This window comes from Paraburkholderia sp. FW306-2-2C-D06C (assembly GCF_058781505.1).
Genome location: NZ_JBYSWU010000004.1, coordinates 107,589 through 120,687 on the forward strand (window position 1 = coordinate 107,589; position 13,099 = coordinate 120,687).

Consider the following 13,099-nt stretch of genomic DNA (forward strand, 5'->3'; position numbering starts at 1 on the left):
CGCACGCGCCGATGCTCTTCATCCTCTTCACGCTCGATAGCGAACGCTATGTGATCGACGCGACGCAGGTGGAGCGCCTGATGCCGCTCGCACCGCAGCCGCCGAAGGCGATCCCCGGCGCGCCGCCGTGGGTCGCGGGCGTGCTCGAGCACGAAGGCGCGCCGCTGCCGGTGATCGACTTGCCGGCGCTCGCGCTCGGCCGCCCCGCCGCCCAGCTGATGTCCACCCGCGTCGTGCTGGTGCGCTATCCGCACGCGGGCACGGTGCGCCTGCTCGCGCTGCTGCTCGAAGGCGCGACGCGCACCATCCGTCTCGATGCCGAGGCGTTCCACGACGCCGGCATCGACATGCCGCACGCGCGCTATCTCGGCCCCGTGGCGAGCGAAGCAGGCACGCTGGTGCAATGGATTCGCGTCGAGCATCTGCTGCCCGACGACGTCAAAGCGCTGCTGTTTCCGGAGGCGCACGCATGAACGCGCACCACGACAACGCGCCGCTTTATCGGCGCTTCGCCGATCTGCTGCATCGAACCATCGGGCTCGACGCGGCCTCGGTCGGCCACAGCGCGATCGAGCGCGCGGTCGATCTGCGCGCCGCCGCCTGGTGCGCGGACGGCCACGCCGACGCCACGCTCGCCAACTACTGGGAAGCGGCGCAGGCATCACCCGCGATGGTGCAGGCGCTGATCGAAACGGTCATCGTGCCGGAGACCTGGTTCTACCGCGACGCGGACGCGTTCAAGGCGCTTGCGCGACTCGCGCATGAACGCCTGTATCAGCGCGGCACGGGGATGCCGCTGCGCATCCTGAGCCTGCCGTGCTCGACCGGCGAAGAGCCGTACACGATCGCGATGACCCTGCTCGACGCCGGTATCGACGGCGCGCACCTGCGCATCGACGCGATGGATATCAGCGAACGCTCGCTCGCCGTCGCGCAGCGCGCCGTGTACGGGCGCAACTCGTTTCGCGGCAACGCATTCCCGTTTCGCGACGCCCACTTCGCGCGCACCGAGGACGGCTGGCAGCTCGCACCGCGCATCGTCGAAGCTGTGCGTTTTTCGCGTGCGAATCTGATGCAACTCGACGTATCGGCGCTCGGCGTCTACGACTTCGTGTTCTGCCGCAACTTGCTGATTTACTTCGACCGCGAGGCGCAGCAAACAGCGCTGCAAGCGCTCAACGGCGTGCTCGCCGAAAACGGCACGCTATTCGTCGGGCCGTCCGAAACCGGCCTGCTGATGCGCTACGGCATGCAGTCCGCGAAGATTCCGCTGGCGTTCGCCTTCCATCGCGCTACGCCCGCTGAAGCGCAGCGCGGCGCCTGGCACACCGCGCCGCTCGCCACCGCCGCGGCTCTCGCGATGACGCATTCGCCCGTGCCCGTTCCCGCGCTGGCGCCAGTGCAGGTGTTTTCGGCGCAGCCTTTCGCATGGCCTGATCCGGTTGCACGCGCGCCGTTCAACGGCGTCGCGCAGCAAACGCCCAAGCCGCCCAAGCCGCGAAAGGTCAGTTCGCCGCCCCTCGATCTCACGCCGCCGCAAACCACATCGCCCGCCAATGCCGCACGCGACACGTTGCAGGCCGCGCACGCGCTGGCCGATGCCGGCCGCCTCACCGAAGCCGCCCATGCGATCACCGTCTACCTGGAACAGCATGCGCCGCACGCCGACGCGTTCTATCTGCTCGGCGTCCTCGCCGACGCCAACGGCGATGCGAACCAGGCGCGCGGCCACTATCGCAAGGCGCTGTACCTCGATCCGCAGCATGCGGAAGCCTTGGCGCATCTGGCGACGCTGCTCGAACTCGAAGGCGACCGCGCCGGCGCGCGTCTGCTGATGCAACGTGCGTCGCGTGCACAAGGAGCGCAACGTGGCTGACGATCTCGCGGTGCCGTTCGACGATTGCTGGAATCGCATCGGGGTGCGCGGCGATTCGTCGTGCGAGCGTCTTGTCGAATACGTGCGTTGCCTGAATTGCCCGGTGTTCGAAACCGCGGCGGCCAGGTTGCTGGAGCGCCCCATTCCGCTCGTGGATCTCGCGCGGCTTGACGTCGGCGCGCTCACTCGACAAATCACGCAGCAAACCGCGCAAGGCGCGACCGAAAGTTTCCTGATCTTTCGCATCGGCGACGAATGGCTCGCGCTGCCCACGCCGATCTTCAAGCGCATCGTGCAGACGCGGCCGATTCATACGCTGCCGCACCGGCAGCATCGCGCGGTGCTGGGCGTCGTGAACGTGCAGGGCGATCTACTGGTGTGCCTGTCGCTCGCGCGTCTGCTCGGTTTCGAGCCGGACACCGCCGCGCGCGACCAAAAGGCGCGACCCGAAGCGCGTCAAGATCTGCCGCGCCTGCTGGTGGTCTCGCGCGCCGAAGAGCACGCGGTGTATCCCGTCGATCAGGTCGACGGCGTGCACCGGATCGCACTCTCCACATTCTGCCCGCCGCCCGCCACGCTGTCGCACGCCGCCGCCGCGCATACGCGCGCGGTCGCGCCGTGGCGCGGCATGACGGTCGGCCTGCTCGACGCCGACGCGCTGTTCGACACCTTGAACCGGAGTCTCGGATGACGGACGACCCACGGCGCCCGTCGCTGATCGATCTGTTCCGCGAAGAAGCGCGGACCCAGGCGCGCGTGCTCAACGACGGCCTGCTCGCGCTCGAGCGCGCACCGCGCGACGCCGCGGCGCTGGAGGCCTGCATGCGCGCCGCCCATTCGCTGAAGGGTGCGGCGCGCATCGTCGGGGTGCAGGTCGGCGTCGAACTCGCGCACGCAATGGAGGACTGCTTCGTCGCCGCCCAGGAAGGGCGTGCCCTGCTCGACGCCGCGTGGATCGATGAACTGCTGCGCGGCGTCGATCTGGTCGCGCGCATCGGCAACGATGAAGACGAATCGGCGCGCGACGGGGTCAGCGCGTGCGTGGCGTCGTTGCAGGCGCGCATGGCGGGTACCGTGCCGCATGGGGTGGCGGCAGGGGCAGCGACGCGGCGCGAGGTTCCGCCGCCGGCCGTCTCACTGCTTCTGGAAACACCCGAACCGCCAGCCGCATCCGTCGCCGATGACATCGCGATCAACCTGCTCGCCGACGCCCTGCGCGCCGAAGCGCCACCCGCTGAAGTCACGCCGGCCACCACGCTCGCCTCGGCCGACGGCGCCGGCCCGGTGAACGAACCCGGCCGCATGCTGCGCGTGCGCGCCGACAACCTCGACCGCCTGCTGTCCCTGTCCGGCGAATCGCTGGTCGAATCGCGCTGGCTCAAACCGTTCGCGCAATCGATGCTGCGCGTCAAACGTGTCCAACGCGACAGCAACCGCGCGCTGGATCAGCTGCACGAAACACTCGCCGACCTGCAACTCGATCCGCGCGCGCACGCCGCGCTCGAAGAACTGCGCCGCCTGACGGCGGAGTCGCAGCATCTGCTCGCCGAACGTCTCGCCGATCTGGAGAGCTTTGACCGCCGCTCGACGCATCTGTCGCAACAGCTTTACGACGCCGCCTTGCAATGCCGGATGCGGCCCTTCGGCGACGGCACCGGCGGTCTTGCGCGCATGGTGCGCGACGTCGCGCGTTCGCTCGGCAAGAAGGTGCGCTTGCAACTGGTCGGCGAATCGACCCAGGTGGACCGCGACATCCTCGATCTGCTCGAAGCGCCGCTCGGCCACATGCTGCGCAACGCGATCGACCACGGCATCGAAGCGCCCGCCGTGCGCGTCGCGCGCGGCAAGCCGGAGGAAGGCACGCTCACGCTCGACGCGCGCCACACCGCGGGCACGCTGCTCATCACCGTTTCCGACGACGGCGCCGGCGTCGATCTCGACGCGTTGCGCGCATCGATCATCCGCAAGAAGCTGGCGAGCGCGGAAACGGCCGCGCGTCTGTCGGACGCCGAGTTGCTCGACTTCCTCCTGCTGCCGGGCTTCTCGTTGCGCGACCAGGTCACCGACGTGTCGGGCCGCGGCGTCGGTCTGGACGCGGTGCACGACGTCGTCAAGCGCGTGCGCGGCGCGGTGCGCATCACGCACGAGCCCGGCCTCGGCACGCGCGTGCAATTGCAATTGCCGCTCACGCTCTCGGTGATTCGCAGCCTGCTGGTCGAAGTCGCGGGCGAGCCGTACGCGGTGCCGCTCGCGCACGTGAACCGCACGCTGCACGTGAGCCGCGCGGAGATCGAATTGCTCGAGGGCCATCAGCACATCGCCTTCGACGGCCGCCGCATCGGCGTCGTCACCGCGCATCAGATCCTCGACACCACGCTGCCCGCCAACGAAACCGACACCGTCAGCGTGATCGTAATCGGCGACGGCGCGCAGACTTACGGCGTGGTGGTCGACCGTTTTCTCGGCGAACGGATGCTGGTCGTGCAACCGCTCGACGCGCGCCTCGGCAAGATCAGGAACATCACCGCCGGCGCGTTGATGGAAAACGGCGATCCAGTTCTGATCGCCGATGTCGACGACTGGCTGCGCTCGGTTGAAAAACTCGTCGCCGGCGGCGATCTGCAACACGCGCAGCACGGCGCGGCGCACACCGCGCAGCGCGTCACGCGGCGCGTGCTGGTGGTCGACGATTCGCTCACCGTGCGCGAGCTGGAACGCAAGTTGCTGGCCACGCGCGGCTACGACGTGACGATCGCCGTCGACGGCGTGGACGGCTGGAATGCGGTGCGCAGCGAACGCTTCGACCTCGTCATTACCGACATCGACATGCCGCGGATGGACGGCATCGAACTCGTCACGCTCATCAAGCGTGATCCGCAACTGCAGGCGCTGCCGGTGATGATCGTCTCGTACAAGGATCGTGAAGAGGACCGCCGCGCCGGTCTGAACGCCGGCGCGGATTACTATCTGGCGAAAGGCAGTTTTCATGACGAAGCACTGCTCGACGCAGTGCGTGATTTGATTGGCGAGGCCTACGGGTAAAAAGGGATGAAGATCGGAATCGTCAATGACTTGCCGCTTGCCGTCGAGGCCCTGCGCCGCGCGCTCGCGGTGCGCCACGACTACGAAGTGTCGTGGGTCGCGCAGGACGGCCAGCAGGCGGTCGACTTCTGCGCCGCGCAGCGGCCCGACATCGTGCTGATGGACCTCGTGATGCCGAACGTGGACGGCATCGAGGCCACGCGCCGCATCATGGCGCGCTCGCCGTGCGCGATCCTGATCGTGACCGTCGACGTGGGCGCGAACGCGTGGCGCGTCTACGAAGCAATGGGCGCGGGCGCGCTCGACGCGGTCGATACGCCGTCGCTGAGCGGACCGGACGCGAACAAGAGCATCGCGATGCTGATCGCGAAGATCGACAGCATCGCCGCATTGGTCACGGAGCGCATCGCGCCAGGCGCAGCGGCTGCATCAGGGCCTAAGAACGGGACGAATCGCGACACGCCGCTGGTCGCGATCGGTGCGTCGGCCGGCGGGCCGGCCGCACTGGCCACGTTGCTTGCCGGTTTGCCGAAGGATTTCGCCGCGGCCACCGTGATCGTGCAGCACGTCGACGCGGCGTTTGCCGCCGGCATGGCTGACTGGCTGAACCAGCAGTCGGCGTTGCCGGTGCGCATCGCCCGCGAAGGCGACCGGCCGCAAGCGGGCGTCGTGCTGCTCGCCGCCACCGACGATCATCTGCACCTGAAACTGCCCAATGTGCTCGGCTATACGCATGTGCCGGAAGAGACCCCTTATCGGCCTTCCGTCGACGTGTTCTTTCATAGCGTGGTGACGCGCTGGCCGGCGCGGGCCATCGGTCTGCTGCTGACCGGCATGGGCCGCGACGGCGCAATCGGGCTCAAGGCCATGCGCACCAAGGGCTATCACACGATCGCCCAGGACGAGGCGACCAGCGCCGTCTACGGCATGCCGAAGGCGGCTGCGGCGCTCGACGCGGCCGTCGCGATCCTGCCCTTGCCACGTATTGCCTCGGCGCTGGCCGCCGCGGTCGCCGCGCAATAGCTGCGTTCACCCTATGCCGAGCGCCGCTTCGATTGACTGACACATTCATCTGGTGACCATCATGGACACTCGCAAACCGCATCAGGACGCCACCGCGCCAGGCCTCGCAGAAGACGACGCGAACGCGCAGGCGCACTCGGTGGACGCGCCGAACCGCGCAGTCGACGACGCGTTGGCCCGCATCCTGGCCTATCCGCCTGCGGCCGAGTGCCCGATCATGGTGCTGCTGGTCGACGACCAGGCGATCATCGCCGAGGCGATCCGTCAGGCGCTGGCCGGTGAAGAGAGCGTCGATTTCCACTACTGCGCGGCACCCGAAGAGGCCGTGCAGTGTGCCGAGGAAACCCGCGCGACGGTGATCCTGCAGGATCTCGTCATGCCCGGTACCGACGGCCTCACGCTCGTGCGGCAATACCGGCAGAATCCGCCGACGCGCGACATTCCGATCATCGTGTTGTCGACCAAGGAAGAGCCGCTCGTGAAAAGCGCGGCGTTCGCGGCCGGCGCCAACGACTATCTGGTGAAGCTGCCGGACCGCATCGAGTTGATCGCGCGGATTCGCTATCACTCGCGCTCGTATCTGAACCTCTTGCAACGCGACGAGGCGTATAAGGCGCTGCGCCAGTCGCAACAGCAGTTGCTCGCGACCAATCTGGAATTGCAGCGGCTCACGCATTCGGACGGCTTGACGGGCCTGTCGAACCGCCGTTACCTCGATCAGTATCTGGCCGCCGAATGGCGTCGCGGCACACGCGATCAGGCCGGCCTCGGCTTTCTGATGATCGACGTGGATAACTTCAAGGCGTACAACGACACCTACGGGCACGTCGCCGGCGACGAAGTCCTCAAGCAGGTCGCGCACACGGTCGAGTCCTGTCTCGGACGCTCGTCGGATCTCGCGGCGCGATTCGGCGGCGAGGAGTTTGCGGTCGTGGTGCCGGGCACGTCGTTGGGTGGCTTGCGTTTGCTGGCCGAAAAGATCCGCCTCGCGATCGAGGGGCTGCAGATCCCGCATGCAGGCTCGGCGAGCGGCGTCGTGACGATCAGCATCGGCGCGGCGTTGATCCTGCCGTCCGCGTCCGAACCCGTGACGACGCTGATCGAAGCCGCCGACGTCGGGCTGTATCGCGCCAAGCGGGACGGGAAGAATCAGGTGGCGGTGAGCGATTGATTCGCTGAACACCAAGGTCAAGCGCCACTGGATAGCCACGCGCCCGGACATCTTGCCGGGCGCGTTTTCATTTGCCGCGGGGTTGCGTCAGCATTGCCATGAAGCTGCGCCTGCGGGAGCGTCGCCGCGATACTTCCGGCGCGCCTCGGCGAGCGCGCCGGCTTCGAGCGCGCCTTCGTCCACCAGTGCTTTCAACGCCGCGATCACGATCGCCGTGCGGTCCACTTCGAAGAACTCGCGCAATGCCTGGCGCGTGTCGCTGCGGCCGAAGCCGTCAGTGCCGAGCGTCACGTAGCGGCGCGGTATATAGGCGCGGATCAGTTCGGGCACCGCGCGGACATAGTCGGTTGCGGCGATTATCGGACCTTGGGACGCTCCGAGTGCTTTCGTCACATACGGCGCCTCCGTCGTCTCGCCGTGACGCGCGAGGCGCTCAGACTCCATACCGTCGCGCTGCAACTCGGTGAAGCTGGTGACGCTCCACACCGCGGCTTCGATCTGCCAGTCGTCCTTCAGCGCCCGTTGTGCGGCGATGACTTCGCCGAGGATCGCGCCCGCGCCCAGCAACTGGACCTGCGCCGCTTGCACCGCTTGTGTTTGCGTCTGCACCTGAGTACCCAGCGAATAGATCCCCTTCAGGATGCCCTCGCGCAGCGCCTGCGGATCGCCACCAGGCACCGAAGGTTGCGCGTAGTTCTCGTTCATCACCGTCACGTAATAGAACACGTCGCGCTGCTGTTCGACCATCTCGCGCATGCCCTCGTCGACGATCGCCGCGACTTCATACGCGAACGCAGGATCGTAGGCGCGGCAGTTCGGAATCGTCGATGCCGCCAGATGGCTCGTGCCGTCCTGATGCTGCAAACCCTCGCCGCCGAGCGTCGTTTTGCCCGAGGTCGCGCCGATCAGGAAACCGCGTGCGCGCTGATCCGCCGCGGCCCAGATCAGGTCGCCGATGCGCTGGAAGCCGAACATCGAGTAGTAGATGTAGAACGGCAGCATCGGCAGGTCGTGCACGCTGTACGACGTGGCCACCGCAATCCACGACGACACCGCGCCTGCTTCGGAAATTCCCTCTTCGAGAATCTGCCCTTTGGTGTCTTCACGGTAATAGAGCATCGAGCCGAGGTCCTCCGGCTCGTACAGCTGCCCGAGCGGCGAATAGATGCCGACCTGACGGAACATGTTCGCCATGCCGAAGGTACGCGCCTCATCGGCGACGATCGGCACCACGCGCGGCCCCACTTCGTTGTCCTTGAGCAGCGCGGTCAGCATGCGCACGAGCGCCATCGTCGTGGACATCTCGCGGCCGTTCGAGTCCAGCGCGAATTGTCCCCAGGAGGACATCGGCGGGACGATCAGCCCCTTCGATGCAACTCTCCGCCTTCTGGGCAGATAGCCTCCCAAGGCAGCCCGGCGAGCATGCAGGTATTGCATCTCTGGGCTGTCGTCCGCTGGCTTGTAAAACTTCACCTGTTCGACGTCCTCATCCGTGAGCGGCAGGCGGAAGCGGTCGCGAAACGCCTTGAGGTCGTCGAAGCCGAGTTTCTTTTGCTGGTGCGTGATCATGCGGCCCTGGCCTGCCGCGCCCATGCCGAAGCCCTTCATCGTCTTCGCGAGGATCACCGTCGGCTGGCCGCGATGCGCCAGCGCCTTCGCATACGCCGCGTGCAGCTTGCGCACGTCGTGACCGCCACGGCGCAAGCGGTCGATGTCGTCGTCGCTCAACTGCGCGGCGAGCGCCGCGAGCTCCGGATTCTGGCCGAAGAAGCGTTCGCGGTTGTACGCGCCGTCGTTCGCCGAAAAGGTCTGGAACTGCCCGTCGACGGTGTGCGCGAACGCGCGCAGCAACGCGCCGGTGCGGTCGCGTGAAAACAGCGGGTCCCAGTCCGAGCCCCAGATCACCTTGATCACATTCCAGCCGGCGCCGATGAAATGCGCCTCGAGTTCGTCGATGATGCGGCCGTTGCTGCGCACCGGGCCATCCAGGCGCTGCAAGTTGCAGTTGATCACGAACACGAGGTTATCGAGCCCCTCGCGGGCGGCCAGCGACAGCGCGCCGGTCGACTCCGGCTCGTCCATTTCGCCGTCGCCGAAGAAGCCCCACACCTTGCGGCCGTCCGTTTGCGCAAGGCTGCGGTTGGCGAGGTAGCGCATGAAGCGCGCCTGGTAAATCGCGTTGATCGGGCCAATGCCCATCGAGCCGGTCGGGAACTGCCAGAAGTCCGGCATCAGCCACGGATGCGGATACGAGCACAGCCCCGGTCCGGCAATCTCGCGACGATAGTGTTGCAGGTGCTGCTCGCTCAAAAAGCCTTCGAGATAGGCCCGCGCGTACACGCCCGGCGACGAATGCGGCTGAAAGTACACGAGGTCGCCTGTGCCCTCCTCTCCGCCCGGCGCCGCGGCCCGGAAAAAATGGTTGAAACCGACCTCGAACAGATCCGCCGCCGACGCATAGCTCGCGATATGCCCGCCGAGTTCGCCATACGCCTGATTCGCGCGCACCACCATCGCCAGTGCATTCCAGCGCAGCGCGGCGGCGAGACGCTCTTCGAGTTCGAGATTGCCCGGATAACGCGGTTGCTGCCCGAACGGGATCGTGTTCTGGTACGGCGTGACGTTGATCCGCGCCGATTCCACGCCCAGCGACAGCGCATGCTCCGCGAGCTTGTCGAACAGAAACTGCGCGCGCTCGCGGCCCACGTGCGCGACTACCGCGTCCAGCGCCTCCAGCCATTCGGCGGTTTCCTGCGGATCGGCGTCCTCACGCTCCACGCGCTCCCCACCCTGAACATTCAGAGACCGCAACTGCTCGCTACCGCTGGACAAATCCGTCATGGCGCCACTCCCGCATGGAGGCATTCGGTTCGAAATCGAGTGAAATAATGGTACCCATCCATGCGCAAAATGAGCGTCTCAATTGCTTGTGATCCCGCGCTGAGATAGGCTACTTATTCCGAATTTCGCGTCTCTCACGGAATATTTCATCTATGACCACCACGCCACCCAGACGGCTCAAAAGCTTGGGCTGTTCAAGCAGCAGGTCACACTGCTGAATCCGGAGCCGCTTGGGCTGCGCATCAACGTGTTCATTCAGGTGAGTCTGGAAAAGCAGGTGGAAGACGCGCTGCAGCGTTTCGAGCAGGCGATTTCGGAGCGCCCCGAGGTGATGGAGTGCTATCTGATGACGGGCGACGCCGACTATCTGCTGCGCGTCGTCATGCCGGATATGCAGACGCTGGAGCGCTTCATCGTCGATCATCTGACGAAGATTCCTGGCATCTCGAACATCCGCTCCAGCTTTGCCTTGAAACAGGTGCGCTATAAAACGGCGCTGCCGCTGCCGTCGTCGGGACTGACGCTGGTCGATCCCGACGACGTCGCGACCGACTGGCGTTAAGCCGCTGAGGCACCGCGTGTGTAGCGCGCGGCCGGCCAGCCGCCGCAGGCGATCAAACGCGCGGCGCGTGCGCTGTAACAGATCTGGTGGACAATATCGGCGACGGCGGCACAACGCCGATTTGAACCGGTAACCAGCGAGGACGCGTGATGAAGACCTACGACGACAGCAATCCCTTCGCAAGGATTCTGCGTGGCGAACTACCCTGCATCAAGGTCGCGGAAACCGACGCGGCGCTCGCCTTCATGGACCTGATGCCGCAAGCCGACGGTCACGTGCTGGTCGTGCCGAAGGAAGCGGCGGTGGAAATTTTCGAGTTGTCGGATGCGTCGGTGGTCGCTTGCATGCGGATGTCGCAGAAACTGGCAATCGCGCTACGCAAGGCCTTGCGCCCGGACGGCATGTTCATCGGACAGTTCAACGGCAGCGCCGCGGGACAAACCGTGCCGCACGTGCACTTTCATGTGATTCCGCGCTGGGAGGGACAGCCGCTGCGCATGCACGCGCGCGACGTCGCCGACGCCGCCACGCTCGAAGCGCTTGCCAGGCGCATTCGCGAGCATTGGCGCGCGGATTGAGCGACGGCTCAAGGACGATGCCGCGTGCGGCGCAACGGATGCCGCCAGTCGATACGGCGAGGCCGTAAATGCGTTGGCCGCAACTCCTGCTGATGTCGATGCTCTTGCCACAATTCGTCAGAGAAAAGGAACGCGACAATCACGAGCGGCACAACCAGAAATGCGCCCAGAATCAGTTGCTCGATCACGGTAGCCTCCTGACCGCAAAAGCATGATTTCATTGTAGAGCAGCATGCGTGCCCACACCGTGCCGCACCGCTCATAAATTTGCGGTAACCCGCCTGCGACAATGCGACGCCCTGCTCTTGCCGAATCCGCGCGCCGTCTCGCGCTTTGCAAAAAACGCGCAGCGCCGCCTGCGCGCGTTGCAAGAACTCCCTGCGCTGCGCTCGGACTAACAGAAACGCGTGCCTCCAGGCCGCCTGTTCAAAGCAAATATTCTCAAGGGGAATCCAATGACTATCGAACGCAGCAGCGAACTCACGTTACGCCCGCTCGAGCGAGCCGATCTGCGTTTTGTCCACGAAGTGAACAACAACGCGAAAATCATGCGTTACTGGTTCGAGGAGCCGTACGAAACGTTCTCCGAGCTGACCCAACTGTACGACCAGCACGTGCACGATCAACGCGAACGGCGCTTCGTCGCGATCGACAACGCCGGCGAAACCATCGGCGTCGTGGAGCTGATCGAACTGGACTACATCCACCGGCGCGGCGAGTTCCAGATCATCATCGCACCGCATGCGCAGGGCCGCGGTTATGCGACCCTCGCCACGCGGCTCGCGATCGACTATGCGTTTTCAGTGCTGAATCTGCGCAAGATCTATCTGATCGTCGACAAGTCGAATACGGCCGCCATTCACGTTTACGAGAAGTGCGGTTTCAAGCACGAGGCCGAGCTGATCGAAGAGTTTTTCGGCAATGGCCGTTATCACAACGCCTTGCGCATGTGCATGTTTCAGTCCGAGTTCTTCGAGACCAATCAACGCGGCGATTGACCCGCTGCTTCGCAAGGGCGCGCGCCGGCGCGCCGGCCGATAGAGCTGGCACCGTTTATCTTCTGCACATACACCGTTATTTCGCGATTTTCCTTTAGTCGGTCGAATGACTTTGTGTGCAATGCACCAATCGCACTTCCTGATTGTATTAAGTCGCTTAATTGTCGCTGCGTGTTTACGCGAATACGAACCGTAAAGCTTTACCGGTTAAAGCGGCGCGCCCCGCCCGTCTTTTAGTTATCCGTTTCAATCCTGCGTATTCAAGCCTTCGCCCGACGGCTAACGGGCTGCGGCAGCAGGTGCGACAATTCGCCGCTGTTGCGACCGCACACAAGATGTGCTTGTCGTTCGCTCGTGTTCTCCTAAAGTGCGAGATGCGGGTTCGACGTTAAAGTTAAATACATAGCTAACCTGAGTAATCAACCCGCACCGGAGGAAATATGAAATTACGAATCGCCCTTCTTTTCGCCATTGCGGGTTTGGCTGCCGCATCCGTTCAAGCGCAAGACGTTGTCGTCAAGCCGCAGCAAACCATCCAGTTCAAGGCCAATGCGTATGGCTGTCTGTCGAAGGATAAACTCGACGCCGCCGATCAGCATGCGCAAGCCGGTGAACAGCAAAAGATGCAGGAATTCTTCTCCGGATACCAGTGCATTTCAACGCCGGAAAATTCGAGTTTCCGCGTGGTGCGCGTAGTCGGCCATGACGTCGAATTCGTGAATTCCGCTAATAGCGATACGCAAGGCCTCTGGGCTAACGACCGGTTCATCAAGCAATAAGCTTACGCACTCCGGTGAAACGCCGGACCCAGTGTATGCTGGAAAATCCTCTGACTGTAAAAGCCGGAGGTGGTGAATCTGTGAGTTAAAAAAACGGCTGGGTAAATCGCCCGGCCGTTTTTATTTGCGGCTCTAATTTGCGGCTCGATCCAGATTGCCCGGATTGCTGAAGCGAATTAAAAAAACCGATGCGGATTTTCGGTCCGCATCGGCAGCACGCCTTCTCGCA

The 13,099-nt window shown here is 64.8% G+C and carries 11 protein-coding genes and 1 pseudogene; 10 read left to right on the plus strand and 2 right to left on the minus strand.

What is annotated here, in order from left to right; translation table 11 throughout:
• Positions 1-11 precede the first annotated feature (11 nt).
• The 6 genes from AC3WLT_RS04560 to AC3WLT_RS04585 all read left to right on the plus strand — a co-directional run bounded on the left by AC3WLT_RS04560 (position 12) and on the right by AC3WLT_RS04585 (position 7,112).
• Positions 12-473: a chemotaxis protein CheW gene (locus AC3WLT_RS04560; RefSeq protein ID WP_492590727.1), complete on the plus strand. Its 462-nt coding sequence runs from the start codon at positions 12-14 to the stop codon at positions 471-473.
• On the plus strand, positions 470-1,876 hold the full coding sequence (locus AC3WLT_RS04565; RefSeq protein WP_492590728.1) for a CheR family methyltransferase: 1,407 nt from the start codon (positions 470-472) through the stop codon (positions 1,874-1,876). Before AC3WLT_RS04560 ends, AC3WLT_RS04565 begins: the two co-directional genes overlap by 4 nt.
• A complete protein-coding gene (locus AC3WLT_RS04570) occupies positions 1,869-2,567 on the plus strand; it encodes a chemotaxis protein CheW (RefSeq protein ID WP_492590729.1) in 699 nt (232 codons plus the stop codon). The genes AC3WLT_RS04565 and AC3WLT_RS04570 overlap by 8 nt, the downstream gene beginning before the upstream one ends.
• The gene (locus AC3WLT_RS04575) at positions 2,564-4,918 is read left to right on the plus strand and encodes a hybrid sensor histidine kinase/response regulator (protein WP_492590730.1); all 2,355 of its coding nucleotides are present in this window, start codon (positions 2,564-2,566) and stop codon (positions 4,916-4,918) included. Before AC3WLT_RS04570 ends, AC3WLT_RS04575 begins: the two co-directional genes overlap by 4 nt.
• A gap of 6 nt (positions 4,919-4,924) precedes the next feature.
• Positions 4,925-5,941, plus strand: coding sequence for a chemotaxis response regulator protein-glutamate methylesterase (locus tag AC3WLT_RS04580; protein WP_492590731.1), 1,017 nt, complete (start codon positions 4,925-4,927; stop codon positions 5,939-5,941).
• Positions 5,942-6,002: 61 nt separating this feature from the next.
• Positions 6,003-7,112, plus strand: coding sequence for a diguanylate cyclase (locus tag AC3WLT_RS04585; protein ID WP_492590732.1), 1,110 nt, complete (start codon positions 6,003-6,005; stop codon positions 7,110-7,112).
• An 87-nt stretch (positions 7,113-7,199) separates the two neighbouring features.
• On the opposite strand, the gene mdeB is transcribed toward AC3WLT_RS04585, so the two are convergent.
• Positions 7,200-9,953, minus strand: a complete 2,754-nt coding sequence (mdeB, locus tag AC3WLT_RS04590) for an alpha-ketoglutarate dehydrogenase (protein WP_492590733.1) — start codon at positions 9,951-9,953, stop codon at positions 7,200-7,202.
• A gap of 184 nt (positions 9,954-10,137) precedes the next feature.
• On the opposite strand from mdeB, the pseudogene AC3WLT_RS04595 reads away from it, so the two are divergent.
• Both AC3WLT_RS04595 and AC3WLT_RS04600 read left to right on the plus strand, forming a co-directional pair.
• Positions 10,138-10,515, plus strand: a pseudogene (locus AC3WLT_RS04595) (Lrp/AsnC family transcriptional regulator); the annotation flags it as partial.
• 149 nt (positions 10,516-10,664) lie between these two features.
• Positions 10,665-11,093: an HIT family protein gene (locus AC3WLT_RS04600; RefSeq protein WP_492590734.1), complete on the plus strand. Its 429-nt coding sequence runs from the start codon at positions 10,665-10,667 to the stop codon at positions 11,091-11,093.
• 8 nt (positions 11,094-11,101) lie between these two features.
• Here AC3WLT_RS04600 and AC3WLT_RS04605 read toward each other — a convergent pair whose 3' ends face one another.
• Positions 11,102-11,281, minus strand: a complete 180-nt coding sequence (locus AC3WLT_RS04605) for a hypothetical protein (protein ID WP_492590735.1) — start codon at positions 11,279-11,281, stop codon at positions 11,102-11,104.
• A gap of 267 nt (positions 11,282-11,548) precedes the next feature.
• Between AC3WLT_RS04605 and speG the strand changes: the two genes are divergently transcribed.
• Both speG and sap1 read left to right on the plus strand, forming a co-directional pair.
• Positions 11,549-12,091, plus strand: coding sequence for a spermidine N1-acetyltransferase (speG, locus tag AC3WLT_RS04610; protein ID WP_492590736.1), 543 nt, complete (start codon positions 11,549-11,551; stop codon positions 12,089-12,091).
• Between the two features lie 440 nt (positions 12,092-12,531).
• On the plus strand, positions 12,532-12,870 hold the full coding sequence (gene sap1, locus AC3WLT_RS04615; protein WP_492590737.1) for a surface attachment protein Sap1: 339 nt from the start codon (positions 12,532-12,534) through the stop codon (positions 12,868-12,870).
• Positions 12,871-13,099: the final 229 nt, after the last annotated feature.